Genomic DNA, 20530 nt, shown 5'->3' on the forward strand with positions numbered 1-20530 from the left:
ATGTCCAATCACCCTCATCCTGAGAAGGCTGAAGGAGATCTGCGACACCTTGCGGTCAACAGACCAAAGAGGCCTTGCGAACGGGACGTTGCACTGCATCCGCCCCGCCCGCTTGCCTCAAGGGCACGTCTGGTCATGCAAGAGACAGGTTCACCGCGCTCTCGCGATTGTCTCGGCCAGCTTCGATATCAAAGCTGACCTTCTGTCCATCTGCCAGAGAACGAAGGCCAGCGCGCTCGACAGCTGAAATATGGACGAAGATGTCCTTGTTGCCGTTATCGGGCTGGATAAAGCCAAACCCTTTTGTTTCATTAAACCATTTCACAGTTCCGGTTGCCATTTTGTCTTCCTTGATTAATTTGTGCAGCAAAGCTGCTTCGCTCAAGAAAACCGGTTGATGAACACTTGCCGAGACGCAACATGCAGCGGATTGCAAGCCGGCAGTATTATTCCGGAGCGGACGGCAGACTAAACTCGGACGCCGCGCTTCTCGCTCTGGATAGATTGTTCCGGCATCAGGGTGACCACCCGCCTCTGCATTTCCTGGTCGCGGGTGGGCACTGGCTGCGCCAGAGAGGACGCCTCCGCTGCTCCCACTCAGCCCGGCTTTGCGGCGGCTAGCCACTCGTCGAGCTTTCACCAGCGGCGGCGCCCCGAGATGTTTTTGACGGCGATGGCCACGGCCCTCTTCTTGAGTGCTCAGGTGGGCCACTCTCAGGCACTCAACGATGCTGTTTGTCATTTTCTGAACTTACCTGGGCTACAAAAGCAGCATCGATTTCCTCCGCCACAAGGCGCTGCAATTCCCACAGGTTCCGGTCATGGATACCCTGCTCTTCGAGCGACAAGACCGTGTTGCGAAGGTACTCGGCCGTCGAGCCGCGCGGCCCGCAGGCCCGCGCCATCTGCGCGGCAGCGGCCTGCAGCGGAAGGCCTCGCCTGATCCTTGGTCCTGTCGGCCCTGCCCAGAAGACAAGGCCATGTATGGGACCTTCGGCCGTTTTGAGACTGAGCCACCGCCGGTAGACCATGGTTTCAACGAATGGAAACTCTCGCCGGGACAGGAGATCCAGAACCTGGCGCTCTTGTCCGGCTTCAACCTCAAGCGCGAGTCCCGCGCATCGGCCGCCTGACATTAGCGCCATCATCAGCCCCGGCGCCTCCGGGGTGCCGCGATTTCCACGGGTTTCAAGGCAGAACTGCCGATGCCAACCCCAAGCTACGGCCCGCCGCCGTGCCGCCGGCACGAAAGGCTGGCTCCAGATCAGCGAGCCATAGGCAAAGATGTGAAGCGCGCCCTCCGGCCTTTCCGCCAGCAGGCTATCAACAAAGGACGCATAGTCAGCATCTGTCGCCGGACAGAACGAGGATGGAAAGGCAAAATCCGCGACCGGGCGGGTTGCTCGCGCCACGTGGTCGAGGGTTAGTGCCAGTTTTCGCGGAGGATGACGGGGTGGTTTCATGCCTGTCACGCTTTACTCCTGATAGGTCTTCAGGCTGCCGCATTGAGAGCAAGCCGAATTGCGTCGAGGAGATGCTGTCGATCATGGTCGTGCTCATAGGAATAGCCGACCCGCGCCAGTTCGAGGAAATCCTGATCGAGTGCCATGGATCGCGCCTGTGTCACATGCGATCTTGCACGGGCCATTTCGCCCATGAGCGCATAGGTCGCGGCAAGGCGCATTTCCTGGCGCGCATTGCGCCGAGGAACCCGCTCCAGCATCCGAGCAGATTCGACGTATCGGCCCAGATGAAAAAGGGCAAACGAATGCTCGTTGTCATAGTAGCCGGGCCAGAGGGGATTGATGTCTTTGGCGCGCTCAAACCACGCCAGACTCTCCTCCGGGCGCCCCCTGTTCACCAGGACAAAGCCCAGGTTGAAAAGACCGTCCGCATCGCAGGGATTGACCTCAACGGCGCGATTGGCAGCCTGTTGAGCTTGTTCGAACTCGCCCAGCCACAGATGGAAGAAAGACAGGATGCCGTGGCAGCGTGCCTCCTCGGGCGAGAGTTGGGCGCCGCGCATGCCTTGGGCCCTGATGCGGCGCTTCACTTCCTGCGGAGCAAGTTGGTAACCGTGCAGCGCGGCTTCAGCTAGGCCGTGATAGGAATAGGCGACACCGACAAAGGGATCGGCCCTGATGGCGGCGGTAAAATGCTCAAGCGCCTGCTCATTCACTCCCGGCTCAAAGGTGCGGAACAGGGCACGCCCGCGTGCCAGATGCTGAAAGGCCGTCAGGGCGCCAACGTCTTGGCGCAGACTGCTGCGATGGTTCGCCTCTTCGACAGAGGCAAAGAGGCGCGCCACGATCCGGCGCGCGATCACATCCTGCAGGCTCAGCCAGCTCGTGCCCTCGCCCGCGAAGCTTTCTCCCCAAAGAACCTCGCCTGTATCGGCCTTGTTCAGCGCCATGGACAGCAGCAGCCGATGATCCGTCATATGCGCCGATCCATCCACGATGTAGTCCGCCCTGAGCTTGGCTCCGATGTTGGCAAGATCGAGGGTCCTGTCGACCGCGGCGGTAAAGGCCGAGTGCTGTGCCAGCACTGTGAGGTTCCTGAAATGTGCAAGACCCACAGTAATCTCCTCCACAAACCCATCAAGGACCGGGCCCATGTCAGGGATGCCTGTGCGATCCCTTAGGGGCAACAGTGCGATGCGCGGCCGGATCGAAAAGGTTTGGCCGGCATGCTGCGGAAGGGGCGAGCCCGTCGGGCAAAGCATGAAGCCCCGCCGGGCAACGGTTCTTAGGATCTGTCCTTCTTCATCTGCCAGGGCTTTCCGAATATCGCGAACGGCCTGGCTCAGCGAGGCTTCGGTCACGATGACATCCGGCCAAACCGCGTCAAGCAACTCACCTTTGGGCACTACCCGCCCAGGCTGGCGGGCAAGTTCCTGCAGAAGCCGGAAGGACTTGGCGCGCAGGAGGATGATCTGGCCGTCCCGGCTCAACATGCCGCGACCGAGGTCCAGCACGGACTTGCCCAGCTGGATGATCGTCGCGCCGACTGCCTCTGCCACCGCGCCTTCTCCTTCATCCCCTCCAGGAGGATGAAGGAAAGGCGTGAGGTGTCAATAGCAGCCACTCCATGTCCGTGCCGTGCTTTCAGCATACCCCCACTCCGACGCGCATTTATCATGGGCCGGTCTTGTCAGTCTGCCCCGGAGGAGTGAACCGGTACAAACGTGCTGCAACTGGTCTTCGTCGTCGCCGACGGGGAGGGGCTGTTGCGTGGCAGATACCGTCAAGTCAGAGGATTGACGGCGCGGAAGGACCTTCAAAATAACCTGATCTCGGGCAGTGGCACCGATCGTAACCATCTGTTCTCTCCTGAACCGACACCGCACATTGCGGTCTTTCTCAAGAGTGTGAACCTCGCTGCCATTCGTATCTCAAAAGAGGTTTGAAAGTTTTCTGAATCCGTCATGCTCAAAAGGGGCAGCCCTCAGTTCATGCAACAGACAACAGTGCGCAATTTATCCAAGCGACAAGCCGCAAGGTAAACCTGAGCAGCGCTTTCATTCAGGAAGACTTCGTGTGTTTTTCAGGGAGCTTTCAGGACGAAAGCACCAGCGGTGCGGGATGCTGTCATGTCCGTGTAACTTTCACGGGATGCCTGCCGAAGCCACAACTCTTTCCCGGCCAGACAGCGAAAGCGATATAGCCATGATAGAACTTGTTTTTATAGTCTGCCTTAGTGCCACGCTCGCCACCTGCAAGCAGCACGTGATGCAGTTTTCTGATCTGACGATCCCGACCTGTACATCGGCCGCGCAACAGCAACTAGCCCAGTGGGTAGCCAACCACCCGGACTGGCGCATTCGACGCTGGACTTGCCAGCCTCCAAGGGAAGAGCGTGATATCTGATTGAGATGCAGGCCGGTACCTGTTGGACTGACACCTTATACCAAGGGCCTTAACCATTGACCGCCTCGCCATTTCGGTTTTCAAAACCTCTGAATACATCGTCGAGCGATGCAGCGACGCATAGAGTGCCTTCGCAGACGATCCCAAAGGCGGCCGAACAATTGCTTACTCAATAGTATCCAAAGGCGGTCAATGGTTAAGGCCCTTGGTATAATGCGTGCCTTCCGACCACTCGGCTGCCGGGCTCTGCGTCTCTCGGGATGGCAGGCCGACGGGCGGTATCAACCCCGTCTCACGCCGCCCCGCCCGCTACCCGCAGCCGGAAAAGTTCAAAATAGCGGTGTCCATATATGAAATCGGAAAACGCTTTGAGTCGCGGCTGCACGCGGGCATGATGGAAAAGGCAGCTTGGGCCGGAACGCGTGTGCAATTGCGGACTCCCTTCCGCGCGCTTTCCGCACCGGATGCGACACCAGCAAAGGAGCAGTCGCAATGAGCATTCGAGTTCCCTCAGAACTGCGTGGACCGATCCACTTCTTCGGAGACAGCCTGACCGACGACGGCAACCTGTACGCGCTGGCGCGCGATCTTGTGGCCGCTCCCGCGCTGGAGGCCTATGTCGGCACGGGCGGCCGCCTCAGCAACGGGCCCACCTACGCCGAACACATCGCGGGTCTGCTGGGGCTGCCCGAGGCGGGCAACTATGCGCTGGCGGGCGCAGAGGCAGGCGGCAGCCAGACCCTCGGCGATCTTCTCGTCGAACTGGGCTTCGGAAACGCGATGCTCGTCCCCGAGACGGATCCCCGGCTCGATCTCGACACCAACCTGGGCGGACAGGTGGACCGCTTTGCTGCCGACATGGCCGGCGTGCCGCTCGGGAGTGCGACCGGCTTCATCCTTGCCGGCAGCAACGACTTCTTCAATATCGCAAGCCCCTTGGATGCGCCGGCCATCTTGGGCCGGGCGGTGCAGGACACGTTGTCGGCCGCGGCCGAGCTGCTCGGCCTGGGGGTCGAGAAAGTCGTGATTTCGACCATTCCGGTTCCGTCATTCTTTCCGGCCTTCGGTCCCATGAGCCCGGCCCTTGGCCAGATAAACGCGCTGTCCGACGCCCACAGCGCCGCGCTGGCGCAAGGCGTGGGTGCGCTGCAGGAACAGGGGCTCAACGTGCGGCTTCTCGACATGCGGCCGATCTCCGAGGCGATCATGGAGGACCCCACGGGCTTCGGCCTGATCGCCCCCTATGGCCTGACGCTGGAAACGGGAGACGCGGATGTCCTTGCCCGCTACGATGAGGACCAGGTCGCCTTCTGGAACCCGCTCCATCCCACCGCGGCGACGCACGGTGTGCTGGGCGCCTACACCTCCTTCGCGCTAGAGCATGAGTCCGTTTCGCTGACCTCGGGCGCCGATCGGGTCGCGACCGGCAAGGGGCGCGATCTCGTACTTGGACTTGGCGGTGACGACGCAATCTGGCTTGGCAGCAGCGACGATCTCGCCTTTGGCGGCAGCGGCGAAGACACGATCCTGGCAGGACACGGCGACGATCTCGTCGCAGGCGGCTCCCAGGATGACATCCTCCTCGGCCAGCGTGGCGATGACGTGCTGGCCGGCAGCGAAGGATCGGACTGGCTCTTCGGCGGCAGCGGACGTGACGTGCTGATCGACGGGCTGGGCAGCGATCGAGCCTACGGCGGCAGCGGAGCGGATCAGTTCGTGTTTATCGAGGCTGAGCTGATCGGCGGCACCACCGGCGCCGACACGGACGTCTTCGTGGGCGGCAGTGGCCATGACACGCTCTGGCTGGTCCTCGGCACCTCCACGGCAGCGAAGTTCGGGGACGATCTGACCGGTCCCGCACCGTGCGAGGCTCTGGCCCGCCTCGGGATCGAAGCCGCGGGCATCGAGGAGATTAGAATCATTGAGGAACGTAGCGGGCCTTCAGTCCTGTCCCAGCAAGCCTGGTACAACCACGCCGATCTCTGGGGCCTCGTGTAACGCGATACCGGGAGACCGGCCCGGCGGGTGATGGCGGCGCAAGCGTCGGATGCACCCGCCGGGAGCTCCGGCTGAGGTGGGCGGGGCGTTCCTGCGACAGCCCGTGCAGCGATTGCAGCACCAACATCCGGAATTTTAGTACCGGGTCGAATGGCGGCCGGCCACCCTTCCAGCGCGGCGGCCGGCCGAGGACCCGCTCCAGCACCGGCCGGAACATCTCGAAGTCCACTATCGCCGCCAGCGTCTCGAGCGGATCACCATTCATCGTGTCTCGGTCTGGCGGTTTCTGCGGGGTCTCGGGCTGACACACAAAAAAAGACCTGCAAGCCGTCGAGCAGAAGCGGCCTGAGATCCGGCACGCGCGCCAAATCTGGATCACGCGACGCCAACCGTTCATGCTCAACGCGTTGACGCGCATCGGTTTCATTGACGAGACGTCACTGAAGACAAACATGGCCAAGACAACCGGATGGTCCGCAAAAGGCGCGCGCCTTGTCGATCACGCGCCCTTCGGCCACTGGAACACCCAAACCTTCATCGCCGCCCTGCGCCACGACCGGCTAGACGCGCCTTGGGTGATCGATGGCGCAATGAACCGCGAACTGTTCGAGCTCTATGTCGAAACCCAACTGCCCCCGACACTGCAACCAGGCGACGTGATCATTCTCGACAACCTGTCATCGCACAAAAGCCCCAAGGCAGCGGCGACCATGGAGGCCGTCGGTGCTTGGTTCTTGTTCTTGCCCCCCTACAGCCCGGATCTAAACCCCATCGAGATGGCTTTCGCAAAGCTCAAGGCGCTGATCCGGAGAGCCGCAGCCCGCACCTACGACGCTCTATGGCAAGCCGTCAGCCAAGTCTGCGATCTCTTCACCGAGGAGGAATGTTACAACTTCTTCAAGGCCGCTGGATATGAAACCGATTAAACGCAACCCGCTCTAATTTATAAATTTCTAATACATAAGAAAATTGCTTCATGATAAGTATAATGAGCGCCAAGCGCCATGCTCAAAAATTGGGCATCAAGAGGATAACATAATTATAAGCCTGCGCATAATGGCAGATCTTTATTCAAAAAGGCGCAGAGTAGTCACGTTCCAGATTGAAATTGAACGATTTTCGGGTAATTGTCGCAGCTCTCCTATATCTTTGCGCCAGGTATTAAATTAGTTTCCTGATTCCACAGCATTTGGTAGATTATACGGAATCACTATTGTCATTCTATCAGCTCTGCCGAATAGAGGCTTGACATGCGTCGCACTTATGGTCCCTCGCTCACTCGTCGCACGGCTCTTGCAGCGGGAGCTTGCTTGTTTGGCGGCCCGGCTCTTTCCCAACCCTTGTGCGAGCTTGGACTCCCGAACCACGTCAAAGGTCCAGCTGTCTGGCAAGATCTGGATCAGGACGAGCTCGATGCGGCCTATAACCAGGAATTTTATCAACCCCACATGCACGCTATCAACTCGCGCCTGTCCGGCCTGAGCTTTGATCTGCGGATGCGCCACGGGTATCCCGAGCGAGTTGCCTATGGGGAAAGCCCTGCCGAAGCCATGGACATCTATAAGGCACCTGAAGCGGGTGGTCCGGTCTTCGTCTTTATCCATGGTGGGATCTGGCTCTATCTCAATGCCGGATACGCGGGATTTGCGGCTGAAATGTTTCTCGATCGGAAAGCACATTTCGTGGCATTGGACTTTGCACCCGTGAACGAGCTTGGTGGAGACCTTAGACGCCAGGCTAACCAGGTTCGGCAGGGAATTGCCTGGGTCGTCCGGAATGCTGAAAGCTTTGGTGGCGACCCGGCGCGCGTCTACATCGGCGGGCACTCGTCCGGAGGCCATCTTGCTGCCGTGGCGCTGACAACAGATTGGGCAGGAGAGTTCGGACTGCCGATTGATGCGGTCAAGGGCGGCCTGTGCATGAGCGGAATGTATGACCTTGCGCCTGTCCGCCTGTCGTGGCGGAGCGCCTACATCGACTTCACCGACGAGATGGAGGATGCGATGAGCCCGCAGCGCCATCTGGATCGTGTCACGGCTCCTGTGGTGGTCTCATACGGTACGCTTGAGACGCCCGAGTTTCAGCGTCAGGCCAAAGACTTCGCCGCCGCTTTGGATGCCGCGGGAAAGCCCGTGCAACTCGTGGTGGCCCGCGAGTATTTCCATCAGGACATGTGGGAGACGCTTGGCAACCCTTATGGGCCTAACGGCCGTGCGGCGCTGGCCATGATGGATCTCGGCCCATGATCGTTCAAATGCACGTTCAGTGAGTACTTGCAGGCCGCGCTAATTTAAGCCTGCCCAAAGACGTATTTCAAGCTGTTGGGCGTTAGCAATTGTTTCTGTCAGCCGGCTTGGGGCCGCCATGTCTCGCCGGTTTTGACGATTGCGTTTGCGATGGTGAATAGCCTGCGTGCAATGGCAATGATGACAATCTTATAGGGCTTTCCGCGCGCTCTCAGGCGCTTTGCCAGTGGCATTAGCACCGGGTTATGGCATTCGGCGGCGAAAGCAGCTTGATAGAGCACCTGACGTAAGGCGCGTCGTCCACCATCGACGGCCGGTCTGCCGCGCATGGTCCCGCTGTCATGCGGCACCGGCGCTAGGCCGGTTCTTCGTCTCCAAATGCTTCCCAAGCTGGTAGAGCAAAGAGGTGGTCCGGGGTTTTCGACCAGTTTGCCGCCTCGCTAAGCTCCAGCATGGGTTTCATGTCAGGCGGCGGCTTTCAGGTTGAGGTTGGCGGTATCATAGGCCTCAGCTGGCGTCAGCAACCCATGCGAAGAGTGCGGACGTTTTTCGTTGTAGTAGCTGATCCAGGCGCCGATCCCCCGGCGGGCCTCGGACCCGGTCTCGAAGGCGTTCAGGTAGACGCATTCGTATTTGAGGGACCGCCACAGCCTTTCGATCATCCGGTTGTCGATCCAGCGACCGCGGCCATCCATGGAGATCTTCAACTTGGCGTCCAGCAGCACCTCGGTGAAATCAGAGCTGGTGAATTGCGAACCCTGATCAGAGTTACAGATCTCGGGCGGCCCGTATTTGGTCAGTGCCTCCTTCAGGGCCTTCACGCAAAACCTCGCGTCCATGGAGTTCGACAGCCGCCAGCTGAGCACCTTGCGGCTGTGCCAGTCCATGATGGCCACCAGTTAAAGAAGCCCCCGGCACATGGGTATGTACCCGTCTGGAGCCTAGCAGCCGAAGGAACATGGCACGGGAGGTGGAAGTGTGCACCTGGGCGGTAAAGGGCATGCGTCAGCCTCAACGCAGATACTCGTTGCAGGACGCTTGCATCATGCCCAAAATATCGTAGAGCAACGCGTCTTGCGGCAATCCCCGAGACCGCAGAAAACGCGCCTGAAGCGCATAGGCTTCAGCCTCGAGCGATCCGGGACAGGGCGTATCGCTCTGGCGGCCGGTCGCGAACTGCTGACTGTGCACCAACTCATGGACCAGAAAGCTCAGGCCAAGAGGAGACGCCAGGTCGACATCGCCCATGATAATGATCTCGCCGCGGATCGGATCGAACGCCGCCGCAATATCTACATGATTAAATGGGTGCGATGCCCCCTCACCAAACACTGCAGCTTGAAGTTCCATCTGATGCCCCCGCCGGACGCTGACAGCCGGAATGTCTTCTTCGGTTGCCTGGGTCACAAAGGCTGAGGCTTCGAGGAGGAAGGGTGTCAGATCCTCGGCGGCGCTCACGGTCGCGCCGAAAGCCACTGAAAAGACGCCGAGAAGGCCGACCGTGTGGTGATGCTGGAAGCTGGTAATGGACACATCAGTTACCCCTGCATAAAGAAGCTTCGCACCAGAATGCAAACGGTGGCGTGGACCTTGCGTGAGACAACCTCACGCCCGACGTTAGAATTGCGTGAGGGGGCCCGCGATGTCGTGGTTCAGAAGGCGAGAGAGTGCTATCCTCAATAAATGACGGCGTTCGACCTTCAATTATTGGGCGGGTGCAGGCTGACGTCCCTGCGCGATCGTCCTTGTGCGCTCGCCGTGGGCCGGAGGGGAATACTGCTGCTGGCGCAGCTTGCCTGCCCCATTGGCAATCACCATTCAAGGTCCGCATTGCAGGCCAACCTTTGGCCCCGATCGGATCAGCACCACGCGCAGGATAGCTTGCGATTCGAGTTGCACCGGCTGCGGAAAGTCCTTGGCGATGCGATTGGAGGCGACCGGCGCTCCGTGTGGCTGGATCCCGCTATAGTCACCGTGGACATCGGACGGTTCGAACAACTGGTGTCTGAGGGCACGGTTTCAGCTTTGTCACAGGCCTGCGCACTCTATCGCGGTGACCTGTTGGCAGATTGCGAGCTGGAAGACGTTCAGAACGATTGGCTATATCCGGAACGGGAGAGACTGCGCCAGCTTGCGCGCTCGGCATTCTGGGCCTTGTTCAGTCTTTATGTCTGGCGCGGCCAGGCAAGCGCAGCGGAGCAATGCGCTGTTACATATCTGGCACTCGATCCATATGACGAGCGACTACATGGAGCGTTGATGCGGCTGAGGCTTGGTCAAGGGCGACGGGCGGCTGTCGCGCAACAGTTTGCCAACCTCTCGGAGCGTCTGGCGCACGATCTTGCCGTTCAGCCCAGTTCCGAACTGACCTCCTTGGCTTCTCGCTTGAACCATGCGGGTCGGACACGCCGTCGGCCATTCGATGCCCCCTCAATTCTCGGTCGCGGCGGAGAAGACGTTGTTGATGCGCCACCTTTGGTCGCCGTCTCGCTCTTTCAGAACCTTTCGGAGCAGGCAAGCCTGTCGGTGCTATCAGCCGCGCTGGCGGAGGATATCATAATCGATCTAGCGCGCTTCCGCACGCTGGCGGTGCTGGGGCGCGCGACAGCTTGGGCAATGACGCGCGAACCCGACCTCGCCGACTGGAGGCGCCGGTTCGGGGTGCGTTACCTGGTTGAAGGGACCGTGCGAGAGGCAGGCAACGCAATCGAGGTCAGCGTGTGCCTTCTTTCAAGCGGTTCCGAGCGCTGCCTTTGGGCGGACCGGTTCCGGGGCGACCTGGAAGGTCTTCCGGAGTTTCAGGAGAACGCGTCCCGTAGCATCGTCGCGGCGGTTCAGGTGCAGGTTGAGGCCGCAGAACTCGCCCGGATCCGACATCACCCGATCGAATGCCTAAGTGCCTACGAGCTTTATTTACGCGGGCGGGCGGAACAACGAAGAGGAAATCCTGGCTCCGTCGAAAGTGCCTTCCAGCTTTTTTCACAGGCTGTGCAGCGCGATCCGGGTTTTGGTGCAGCCCACGCTGCCCTAGCACTGGGCTGGTTCGGGGTCGGTGCCTGTAGTGGAAGTGAAGCAGGAAATGCGATGGAATACGCCCTCAGACACGCACGGGAGGCCATAACACTGGATCCCCTGCAAGCGTCAGGGCACCTGATGCACGGCATGCTATTGCAGACGCTGCGGGATTTCGACACAGCCGACCACTGTATTGAGCGCGCCCTAATGCTGAGCCCCGGAGATCCCGAGACTCTCGCCTTCAGTGGACTTGAAAAGGCGTATCACGGGGAGGCGGAAGCCGGTGCCGCGTTGGTCGAACGGGCGATGACGCTGGAACCAGGGTATCCACCGCTCTTTGCCGAACTCATGGGCAAGACGGCCTATATCGCTGGTCGCTACGATTCTGCGGTGTTCTGGTTGCGGCAATCGCAGAACCGGGTGCCAACCAATCGGGCTTGGCTGGCCGCCGCCGCTGCGCGCGCCGGATTGCGGGTAGAAGCGGCCGCCCATGCACGGGCAGCAACAGCAACAATCGAGCGTCGTCTTGGCCCTGCCCGTTTGCAGGAAATCGGCGGTCCGATTGCGTGGTTACGCGGACCCGCCCGTTTTCGCCAGTCCACCGATCTTGCCCATTACGAGGAGGGATTACGGGAGGCTGGGCTGGCATAGACGCTGATTTGCATCAAGAGTATCGCCAAGCTTGATTTCAACGACTTGGGGGGTTGGTTGGCCATTGATATGACAGAAATCTTCGGCCTCGACGGATGCGTCGGTAGTGACCAGCGATGCGACATATTTTGTGGCCGAGGAGGTGGGCAAGCCGATCCCCTACGGGTGATTGCCGGATGCAATCCACCGGGTCATCAGGTTAGCCGATAAACACAACAGGTAGTTATTTCCAGCTGCCTGTGACGACAGCAAAGGCACGAGCTCGGCCGTCATGCCCTGCTCTGACCCTCCACTTGGGATTACCAGTCGAACTGACCCTCATTCAGCTGGTCAACCCTTATGTCCTCGATCAGGAGCACATCGCTGCCCGCCGTGATGATGATGTCGTCGCCCAATTGCCTTGCTGCTCCGAGAATATCGGCCCAGCTCTCAAAGCGAGCATATGCAGACACGTCGATGACATCATCAACACGGTCAAAGTCGGTGATCCTATCCGTCCCGCCGTTCCAGATAAATGTGTCCGCTCCTTCACCGCCGGTCATCGTATCGTTTCCTGCGCCACCATTCAGAATGTCGTCTCCGTCGCCGCCAAGTATGCGGTCGGCGCCGGTGCCGCCGAACAGCAGGTCATTGCCCTTGCCGCCACCCAGCAGGTCGTTTCCGCCGCCGGCACGGATGACGTCATTGCCGTCTTCGGCGTAGATGATGTCGCGTCCCGAGCCGGAGATGGCCAGGTCATTGCCTCCGCCAAGTTCAATGCGGTTGTTACCGTCCCCGGCCCTTACCACGTCATCACCACTGCCTGCCGAGATCACGTCGCTGCCGCTGCCGGCCGATACCTGATCGTTGCCGTCGCCGGCATAAATAATGTTGGCGCCGTTGCCCGCGTCAATAAGGTCATTCCCCCTGCCTCCGTCCAGCGTGTCATTTCCGAGAAAGCCGAAAATCTGGTCGTTGCCAGAGAAGCCGAGAATGAAATCGTCTCGACTGGTCCCCCTCAAGACGTCATTGCTGCTGTTTCCAAAAAGAATTGCCATGATCATGCTCCATCACGTTGAGTGGCCCTGCTGATGACAAAAGGCGCTTGGGTAACCCGAAGTCCCCGGCCGCCGGTATAGCCTAAGGGCGGCAGAAAGTGGCGAGCAGGTGTGAGGAAGACGTGAGCAGGGCGGGAAATGGCCCCTCGTGCCTCTGTAGGCATGACCAGTTGCGCAGCAGTCCGACTCAGTGCGGTTCGCGACCATCTCGTGCACTCCCCAAGCGAGGCAAATCATACCACAAACCTGGCACCAAGGGATTCATATATGTCCCGCCTTTGAGCGTATCGTTCAGTGCTGCCGGAGCGGGGAGCGAAATCTTGCACACGCAGCGGGGCCTATGCCTCGGGATACATGCGGCAAGGGATCTACCGTGCCGATCAATAACTTGTAGACGCTCTCGCGCCCCATGGCCCTGCACTGGCAGTTGAGGGCCACGGACTGTGGTCAGATGTCAGACGAAAGCGAATGCGTCCTGCGTCAGGTCCCTCATATCGATGCCTTCCAGGCGCACGCGGAACGTTTCTCCTTCCACCTCCGCGAAACTGATCCCGCCATCCGCGCCGCCGCTGAGCCGCAACTCACTGAACTGCGAGATGTTCGCGAACCGTAACCGGTCGACCCCCGGCTCAAAATCAACCACGGTATCAAATTCGCCATCTGCAAGATCTGCAAATACGAACTGGTCAACGCCCTCGCCACCGATAAGGCGGTCATTGCCTGCCCCGCCATGCAGCACGTCGCTCCCGCGACCGCCACTCAGTCTGTCGTTGCCATCGAGTCCATACAACTGGTCGTTCCCGGCTCCCGCCGCGAGCAGATTGCCGGCCCCGTTACCGATGAGCCGGTCATTGCCGGAACCTGACACGATATGCTCGATCCCGCGAAGCATATCCATGCCGTGCCCGGTACTCTGAGTACCCGTGATGCGCAGGTCGACAAGCGCCGCGACCGGGCCCGAAAAGACAGCACGGTCTACCCCGGAGCCGCCATCCAGCAGGTCGTTGCCGGCGCCGCCGTTCAACCAGTCAGAGCCGTCGCCACCGCGTAAGGTATCGTCACCACTTTCACCAAAGAGACGATCATGGCCGCCTTGGCCATTGAGGGCATCGCTGCCCGAGCCTGCACGGACGATGTCATCGCCACGTGCTGCATTCACGACGTCGTTCCCGCTCCCCGTCCGAAACTCCTCGTCAATCTGGAGCCCCGTCATTACGTCTGCACCTCCGGTCCCCCAAAATATCCAGTCCCGGGGTGGAGCGACGTCCTCCACAATATTGCTCCAGCTCGAGAACCCCACAGCCGCGCTGCTACGGATCCCGTCGGGGAGCATCTTGTCGGCTTGTCCTCCCGCGGCGTGAAGAAGAGCCCCAACAAACGCATTGGAATTCTCTTCCAGCACATCGTAGCGATAATCGGCATCGTCTATCGAGCGGGCATACTTCACCATCATGGCCCAGGCCTGGTCATCGGTGATACCTGGGAAATCAAGTGGCGTGCTCGACCGCTCCTCGGGCGTCTCGCCGTTACGCGCATCGGCGGAGTCGGCAATTGGCACGTTCACTTCGATCTCCATTTCGCCGAATGGCCAGAAGCGTGACGGCGGTCCTGCCCGCAGCACGTATTCTTCGTCATTGCTGTCCCTGAACACCAGATAAAGGTGTTCCGACACCGGAAGGCCAAACGACCTTGCTCTACCGCTTTCGATGAAGATTTCGCCGCCCATGGTCCTGCTCCCTGAAGGAATTTATGCAGCCAAGAATATTCCGAGACAACAACCCCCCGACTTGGCTCACTCAATACTCAGCCCACATCGACCGTCCCAGTGCTCCGCCCGTATCGAAAGCAAATCGCTTTTTCTTGTGGGGAGTCAACGTCCGGCAGCAGACCTGTTTGATCCGTCTAAGAATGCGGCCAATGATTGATCGCACTTTCCCTCTCGTGCAGACGGCTCAGGCATTCAGCTACGGGATGTCGGGGCAGCACTTCGAAAAATCTGTCTGGAGATCTGAGGCGGAGACCATGCCGGGTCCGACAGGGACAATAAAAGCCTGTGGAAGCTGATGACGCTGAAGGCAGAGCACAAACGAGGCCTTGCGGATCGCGAAATATTTCTGCCGGGCAGTCTGGCGACGCCGAGGCAATTATTACCGACGAAGTCGGACAAAGAGGAAGATGAATTTTGTATCGAGCCTCGGTTAGCGCCTCATAGGGCACAACTTGTGCCGCCAAGTTGCCGAGGTTCCAGCTCGTGCGGCTTTCTTCGAACCAGATCACTGCCCTTAAAATACCCTTTGCGATTAACGCGCGATAAGTAAGTCTGGGGAAAAAGCACTGCGCCCGTTGTAAAACTCCCGCATCCACGGCCCTGCTACAGAATTGCATTTTAAAAGGGACGTGTAGATGAAGTCCCTTTTTGTAAATGCGTGGGACAACACCCAAACGCTCAGACCCGGCCGTCTAGCTTGGATCTGTCACTACGCTCAGTACGACCGGGCAAAACGACCCTCATTCAGGTGGTCGACCCCTCATGTCCTTGTTCACTTTGATATCCATGTCCTCCGCAATGAGGTCGTCGGCGCCCCGCTACCCTGCCACTAGAAAAAATTGTGCAAATATCAAAGCGAAGTTAATGTGATATGGCGACGAGGTCGCTAGTGTTCCACACCTGACGCATGCATCCCATCGGGATGCCGCGACGTCGCCCTGCACATGGTCTGAGCGGTTGCTCACACACTCCAGACAGGGAATCCACTGTCAGGCGGGCAACACTAGCATGGTCAAAGTCGTGATTGCGTTCGACGCGCCGTTCCAGATCAACGCTTAGGCGATTTCACCGTCGGACATCGTATCGCATAAAATTCGGCATCCTAAATCCCAGATTCGATCGCCCAGATGCCGGGCCAGGACTTGGGACGACATCAGATATCAGCGTAAAGCTGCCATTCAATATCGCTGACATGATCAGCCAGCCGGGCACATTCCTGCCGCTTGATCGCGGCCAACGCGGCGTGCAGATCCTCGCCCAGAATACGGCGCATCGTGCATGAAGTGCCGAAGCTCTCGATTGCCTCGGTCCAGCTCCGCGGCAGGGCGGGCGCACCGTCAGTCGAGTATTGAGGGCCGGGCTCGTTGCTTGCCTCGATCCCATCAAGTGCGGTGCCCAAGATCACCGCGGCGACCAGATAGGGGTTGGCGTCCACGCCCGCCACGCGATGTTCGAAATGGCGGGAGGCAGGGCTGCCATTGGGAATGCGCAAGGCCACGTTGCGGTCGTCGCGGCCCCAACTGTTGGACGTGGGGGAGTAGATCGCTGCCCCCAGTCTGCGCCAGGAGTTCAAAGTCGGACCCAGCACCAGCATCGTGTCAGCCATTGCGGCACGCACGCCGCCGATGGCCTGAAGCATCAGGAGCGAGGTCGCTCCGTTCTGATCGGCAAACAGGTTCATTCCCCTGACGGGATCGGTCAGCGAAAGATGCAAATGCATTCCCGAGCCGGATTGCCCCGCAAATGGCTTGGGCATAAAGCAGGCTCGCATCCCGAAGCGGCGCGCCGTGCTGCGCAGGATCTGCTTGGTCAGGATGATATCGTCCGCCGCCCGTGCCAGATCGCGATAGCGCAAGGTCAGTTCAAATTGACCAGGCGCGTATTCGGAAAGCAGCGATTCCAGCGAAAGATCGAAGGGGGTCGCTGCAGCATAGACGGCATCGAAGAAGGGCGACATTTCGTCGAGCTCATCGACCGACATGCAGTTGGTCGAAGACATGCATCTACCTCCTAGCAATGCACGTGCGGGGCCACCTGCAGCATCCAGCAGATAGAATTCCAGCTCCAGCGCACCCATCGGCTGAAACCCCATGTATCGGGCGCGGGTGATTTGGGCCAACATCGCGCCGCGCGGATCATGCGGGATCGGCGCGCCATCGCGGTCGAACATCTGCAGCAGCACCAGCCCGCGCCCGTTGTGCTGACGGCCCAAGGTGCCCGCCACTGGCCAGCACAGGCTGTCGCCGCCACCGTCGCTTTGCGTGGCAATGGCACCGGGGACGTCGTTGCCTTCAATGTCCTGCGCGAAGAGGGATGCAGGCATGCCCCGCCCATTACAGAACAGATCCAACAGCTCGTGCCGGCGGATCATCTTTCCGCGGCCGATGCCGTGCAGATCGGCCAATGAGATGTCGACGGCAGCGACATTGGAGTTGGCATCCAAGAATGACTGGGCCTCGTCGACGAGAGCGCCGGTTGGGGACATCGTCATCACCACCCCCCATGGCCAAGGCGGCTATGCGTCAGTTCCCGCCCGCGCCAGGCCTTCTCTACCAGCTCGTCGACCCCGGCATGAGTCAGGACCAGCTGCAGAGCTTTCCAAGTGAGTGGCATGCCGGTCGCTCCTACAATTGCCAAAAGCCTTTATTGCTGACTACACGAATTTGTGATTAAATTCCATGATCGGGACTACCCACCCTTGGGGGCCATATGACAGGTAAGGTTCGATCGTGGGAGCTGGTCGAGCACTTTTTTGACGCTTCGGTCAGTCCCGAGCGTTTAAATGAACTAATCGCAGCTTGGGATGCGCAAGCAACGCATGCGGGCCTGGAAGGCTCTCTCCTGTCAGGGTTTGCAGGTTCCGCCTTCGCCCATCAAGTTGCAGGAGTTCTGCAGGTTCTTGAACAGTTGCATGCGGCCGAACTGCGCCGGGCCAATGACCTGCTGTCGTCTATCCTGGGCGCTGCGATGGTGCTGGCGCAGGACGGAACGATCGTCGCAGCCAACGACGCCGCCGGACGGTTGTTTGGCTTGCGACAAGGTGGCTCCATCCGTGACATGCTGCTGGATGCGGCGGACATCCATGCTTTCGCAATGCGACTGGTCGAGATCTCGTCGGGGGTCAGCTGCGAACGGGAAGGCATCCTGCGGCTTCGCCTTGCAGGGTCCAACCGTACGACACTGATTCACCTCAAGGAGATGGTGGACGGCAGCCGCCGGCACGTACTGGCAGTAACCAGCGAGCTTGCCTGGTCCGACGCCGTTCCCGATTTTCTGGCTCGGGTCTTCGCGCTCACCCCCGCCGAGATTGAAGTGATGCGGTTGCTCACTGCGGGGGACACTGTTGCAGGGATTGCCGCAGCCGCCGGCCGTAGCCCGGGCACCGTGCGCTCGCAGCTTCATGCGGTGCTGCAAAAGACAGGCACTGGCACCCAGGCCGAGTTGGTACGCCTTTCACTCCTGCTGATGCAGTCGGTCCCCGCCGCCGCAGAGCCGGCCCGTCCGCCGCCTGCTCCAGCGCCGCACCAGCGGTTCGTGCGAATGCCGGATGGCCGGCGTATCGAGGTGCTAGGATTTGGTGACTCCGCTGGACGGCCAGTGATCTGGATGCAGTCGCCTTTTGGCTTCTGGCGCTTGCCGCGCGCGGCGCTGGCTGATCTTGCCCACCGCCGCCTTCGCGTGCTGGTCCCGTTCCGCGCGGGCTGGTGCGGCAGCGACTCGCTTTCACATGGGGTCAATGTCTTTGAGGCGGCCGTCGACGACCTGCACACCTTGATGGATAGGTTGCGCATCACATCGGCGGTGGTCGTGGCACCTGGGGATGACATCCGCATTGCCCTGATGCTGGCGCAGGCCGTGCCTGAACGAATACACGCCATCTTCGGCATCGGCTGCGGGTTTCCCATCCGCACCGACGCTCAGTACCGCCGCCTGATCCCCGTTAGCCGTTTTGTGCGCACATGTGCGCGCTACAGCCCCAGAGTGCTGCCTTTCATGCTCCGCGGCTTGCGGGCCTGCATCGCACGCTATGGTCTTGAAAACTATCTCCGCGGCACGCTTGCTCGTATTCCCGCCGACGCCCGCGCCTTTGCCGACCCTGAAATTGCCAGTGCTTTCTGCGAAGGAGCTGCGCGGATGTTTTTCGGCCAATCCTTTTCCGAAGCCGCGGCCGCCGCCGAGTTTGCCCTGTTCCATGAGGACTGGCCGGAAGGCCTTGGCCAGGTTGCCTGCCCGGTCACGCTGATCCATGGTGAGCAGGATGGCAATGCACCATTTGAGACCGCCCTTGAATACGGGGCCATGTATCCGGGTTGGCGCTATGTTGCCTGGCCCGACGAGGGCGAACTTGTCGCCCATGTCCGCTGGCGCGAAGTGCTCGGTCTGATCGAAACGGCCTTCGCGTCCGAGCCCCGCCCCCTGGAGGAAAAGCTTACACCCCGCAGCTGACGCGACGGGCTGAAAAGAACAGCCGCGTCTATCACCTGATGGATGTGCGGTTCGCGGAATTAGCCGACTTTTATCCCTACCACCTGAGTGGAAGGCTGAAACGTCCGCGCGAGACGCAGACCATGATAAAGGGGCATAACCATGATCGAATTGCTGATCTCTGCCTGTCTGACCACAGGCCCCGACTGTCGGGACTTCTCGCTCATGTTTGACGCACGCGAGGTCTCGCTTATGACCTGCATGCTGAACGGACAGACGGTCATCTCCCCTTGGCAGCATAACCATCCGGACTGGAGGGTCGAGCGCTGGACCTGCAGGCATCCTGAACAACGCAAAGTCGCACTTTGAAGCAGGTAACTCACTCCGCCGTCCGCCAATGCTTGTCAACGCACTAACAACTTCTTCGATAATCAGGAATGTTCAAAAGCCGTATCGAAACAGAGACGCATCGACCGCCCCCTATTCCTCATTCACATGTCAATGCATCGGAAAGGTACGAGCTTGCCTCGGGAAAAATCAGATGGATGTAATAGCTCCTCCTCAAAGGCTTTTTCCGTTCGAATGGGCGGGGTAGTGCCTTCTTGGAGTAACGCTCTGCGCCCGGAATCTATGTTCGGTGGACGGCCGCTTGCACATCGCCTGGCATGCTCCGCGTAATGGAGGAACTAATTTCCTGCCTGACAATGTTAGGGTAGAGTTTCTCACCATCCATTTAACATACATTATCAGCGGGTTGATAATACCATTTCTTTATCGTTCGTGGCGCTTCACGCTGTTTCATTTACTGATCGCTCCTCTGCCTGCCGCAATTTTGGCGGACAATTCGAATGAGGCGCCTGCAATCTGGCGCTTGGTATCGATCGGAGTTCTTATTCTGGTAATTAAGCTCTCATCACAAAGCACATGTATATCTTCAACTCGCCGCTATGGCCACAAGAGTTAAGAACGCCCTGAAAAGGGCAGCGATAGCTGGAAGCGCTTTGATGCGGCGACCGCTACCGCGACCACAAAAAAACCAGTGCGAGCGGTCATCGCTACGCAATAATTTCAAGCGACTATTCGCACAAATGGATGAGCAACAGATGGCGGGCGTCCTACTGGTAAGTCTAGCGGCGTGTCTGTGGGGCACGGTGGGCGTCGCGACCGGTCTAATGTCCAACGGTAGCTACAAGGACCCGGCGGTTACCGGCCTGGTGCGGGCGCTACTGGGGGCGGCCAGCCTGCTGATGATCGCGACACTGCTACGGCCGCCCCGTCCGGTCTGGAAGGAGTTTCCTCTTGGAGCTCTCATAGTGTTCGGCATAGCGGGTGCGATGTTTCAGATCTGCCTCTTTGCCGCATTTAGTATAGTAGGTGTGACCGTAACGGTAGCCGTGACCGTATGTGCGCCCGTCCTAATCGTTGCCCTCATAGATGCGGCATGGTTACGAAAGTGTCCTGAACGTCGGTTCGTCCTAGCAGCTTCGACTGCCTCGGGCGGAGTACTCCTGGTGCTTCCTG

At 59.6% G+C, this 20530-nt stretch carries 15 protein-coding genes and 3 pseudogenes; 8 read left to right on the plus strand and 10 right to left on the minus strand.

The features are described 5' to 3' along the window. Positions 1-133: 133 nt before the first annotated feature. The 3 genes from E4191_RS17165 to E4191_RS17175 form a co-directional block, all read right to left on the minus strand. Positions 134-340: a cold-shock protein gene (locus E4191_RS17165; RefSeq protein ID WP_135816091.1), complete on the minus strand. Its 207-nt coding sequence runs from the start codon at positions 338-340 to the stop codon at positions 134-136. A 382-nt stretch (positions 341-722) separates the two neighbouring features. Then, positions 723-1463 carry a gamma-glutamylcyclotransferase gene (locus E4191_RS17170; RefSeq protein WP_228461825.1) on the minus strand — a complete coding sequence of 247 codons (741 nt, stop codon included), beginning with the start codon at positions 1461-1463 and terminating at the stop codon, positions 723-725. A gap of 29 nt (positions 1464-1492) precedes the next feature. Beyond that, entirely contained in the window at positions 1493-3022 is a 1530-nt protein-coding gene (locus E4191_RS17175; RefSeq protein WP_139615697.1) for a winged helix-turn-helix domain-containing tetratricopeptide repeat protein, read from the minus strand. A gap of 165 nt (positions 3023-3187) precedes the next feature. Here E4191_RS17175 and E4191_RS17180 point away from each other — a divergent pair, with 165 nt between their 5' ends. Both E4191_RS17180 and E4191_RS17185 read left to right on the plus strand, forming a co-directional pair. Next, entirely contained in the window at positions 3188-3409 is a 222-nt protein-coding gene (locus E4191_RS17180) for a hypothetical protein (protein ID WP_139615698.1), read from the plus strand. 952 nt (positions 3410-4361) lie between these two features. Next, complete coding sequence (locus tag E4191_RS17185) at positions 4362-5867, plus strand: SGNH/GDSL hydrolase family protein (RefSeq protein ID WP_139615699.1); 1506 nt, start codon at positions 4362-4364, stop codon at positions 5865-5867. An 88-nt stretch (positions 5868-5955) separates the two neighbouring features. On the opposite strand, the pseudogene E4191_RS24885 reads toward E4191_RS17185, so the two are convergent. After that, positions 5956-6132, minus strand: a pseudogene (locus E4191_RS24885) (IS5/IS1182 family transposase); the annotation flags it as partial. A 187-nt stretch (positions 6133-6319) separates the two neighbouring features. On the opposite strand from E4191_RS24885, the gene E4191_RS17195 reads away from it, so the two are divergent. Next, positions 6320-6793: an IS630 family transposase gene (locus tag E4191_RS17195; protein ID WP_231714335.1), complete on the plus strand. Its 474-nt coding sequence runs from the start codon at positions 6320-6322 to the stop codon at positions 6791-6793. Between the two features lie 324 nt (positions 6794-7117). Beyond that, a complete protein-coding gene (locus tag E4191_RS17200; RefSeq protein WP_139615701.1) occupies positions 7118-8113 on the plus strand; it encodes an alpha/beta hydrolase in 996 nt (331 codons plus the stop codon). A gap of 98 nt (positions 8114-8211) precedes the next feature. Here E4191_RS17200 and E4191_RS17205 read toward each other — a convergent pair whose 3' ends face one another. The 3 genes and pseudogenes from E4191_RS17205 to E4191_RS17215 form a co-directional block, all read right to left on the minus strand. Continuing rightward, positions 8212-8502, minus strand: a complete 291-nt coding sequence (locus tag E4191_RS17205; RefSeq protein ID WP_269436673.1) for a transposase — start codon at positions 8500-8502, stop codon at positions 8212-8214. 75 nt (positions 8503-8577) lie between these two features. Then, a pseudogene (locus E4191_RS17210) lies at positions 8578-9042 on the minus strand (IS3 family transposase); the annotation flags it as partial. Between the two features lie 82 nt (positions 9043-9124). Next, on the minus strand, positions 9125-9646 hold the full coding sequence (locus E4191_RS17215) for a hypothetical protein (protein ID WP_139615703.1): 522 nt from the start codon (positions 9644-9646) through the stop codon (positions 9125-9127). 348 nt (positions 9647-9994) lie between these two features. Between E4191_RS17215 and E4191_RS17220 the strand changes: the two genes are divergently transcribed. Further along, positions 9995-11779 carry a BTAD domain-containing putative transcriptional regulator gene (locus E4191_RS17220; RefSeq protein WP_176562785.1) on the plus strand — a complete coding sequence of 595 codons (1785 nt, stop codon included), beginning with the start codon at positions 9995-9997 and terminating at the stop codon, positions 11777-11779. Positions 11780-12078: 299 nt separating this feature from the next. Here E4191_RS17220 and E4191_RS17225 read toward each other — a convergent pair whose 3' ends face one another. The 3 genes from E4191_RS17225 to E4191_RS17235 form a co-directional block, all read right to left on the minus strand. Further along, positions 12079-12816 carry a calcium-binding protein gene (locus E4191_RS17225; RefSeq protein WP_139615705.1) on the minus strand — a complete coding sequence of 246 codons (738 nt, stop codon included), beginning with the start codon at positions 12814-12816 and terminating at the stop codon, positions 12079-12081. A 454-nt stretch (positions 12817-13270) separates the two neighbouring features. Further along, positions 13271-14542 (minus strand): calcium-binding protein, encoded by a 1272-nt coding sequence (locus E4191_RS17230; protein WP_139615706.1) that lies wholly within the window; start codon positions 14540-14542, stop codon positions 13271-13273. A 1195-nt stretch (positions 14543-15737) separates the two neighbouring features. Continuing rightward, a complete protein-coding gene (locus E4191_RS17235; RefSeq protein WP_139615707.1) occupies positions 15738-17075 on the minus strand; it encodes a glutamine synthetase family protein in 1338 nt (445 codons plus the stop codon). Between the two features lie 218 nt (positions 17076-17293). On the opposite strand from E4191_RS17235, the gene E4191_RS17240 reads away from it, so the two are divergent. From E4191_RS17240 to E4191_RS24890, 3 genes and pseudogenes are all read left to right on the plus strand, one after another. Continuing rightward, on the plus strand, positions 17294-19030 hold the full coding sequence (locus E4191_RS17240; RefSeq protein WP_139615708.1) for a LuxR C-terminal-related transcriptional regulator: 1737 nt from the start codon (positions 17294-17296) through the stop codon (positions 19028-19030). A 141-nt stretch (positions 19031-19171) separates the two neighbouring features. Beyond that, positions 19172-19378, plus strand: a complete 207-nt coding sequence (locus E4191_RS17245; RefSeq protein WP_139615709.1) for a hypothetical protein — start codon at positions 19172-19174, stop codon at positions 19376-19378. A gap of 734 nt (positions 19379-20112) precedes the next feature. Then, positions 20113-20511: pseudogene (locus E4191_RS24890) on the plus strand (EamA family transporter); the annotation flags it as partial. Positions 20512-20530: the final 19 nt, after the last annotated feature.

Source organism: Paracoccus liaowanqingii, from assembly GCF_004683865.2.
Lineage (GTDB): Bacteria > Pseudomonadota > Alphaproteobacteria > Rhodobacterales > Rhodobacteraceae > Paracoccus > Paracoccus liaowanqingii.

Excerpts from the sequence above, each read along its gene's own strand:
- E4191_RS17225 (WP_139615705.1), bottom strand. The coding sequence starts at position 12,816 with ATGGCAATTCTTTTTGGAAACAGCAGCAATGACGTCTTGAGGGGGACC.
- E4191_RS17195 (WP_231714335.1), top strand. The coding sequence starts at position 6,320 with ATGGCCAAGACAACCGGATGGTCCGCAAAAGGCGCGCGCCTTGTCGAT.
- E4191_RS17230 (WP_139615706.1), bottom strand. The coding sequence starts at position 14,542 with ATGGGCGGCGAAATCTTCATCGAAAGCGGTAGAGCAAGGTCGTTTGGC.
- E4191_RS17170 (WP_228461825.1), bottom strand. The coding sequence starts at position 1,463 with ATGAAACCACCCCGTCATCCTCCGCGAAAACTGGCACTAACCCTCGAC.
- E4191_RS17165 (WP_135816091.1), bottom strand. The coding sequence starts at position 340 with ATGGCAACCGGAACTGTGAAATGGTTTAATGAAACAAAAGGGTTTGGC.
- E4191_RS17185 (WP_139615699.1), top strand. The coding sequence starts at position 4,362 with ATGAGCATTCGAGTTCCCTCAGAACTGCGTGGACCGATCCACTTCTTC.
- E4191_RS17245 (WP_139615709.1), top strand. The coding sequence starts at position 19,172 with ATGATCGAATTGCTGATCTCTGCCTGTCTGACCACAGGCCCCGACTGT.
- E4191_RS17235 (WP_139615707.1), bottom strand. The coding sequence starts at position 17,075 with ATGACGATGTCCCCAACCGGCGCTCTCGTCGACGAGGCCCAGTCATTC.
- E4191_RS17240 (WP_139615708.1), top strand. The coding sequence starts at position 17,294 with ATGACAGGTAAGGTTCGATCGTGGGAGCTGGTCGAGCACTTTTTTGAC.
- E4191_RS17200 (WP_139615701.1), top strand. The coding sequence starts at position 7,118 with ATGCGTCGCACTTATGGTCCCTCGCTCACTCGTCGCACGGCTCTTGCA.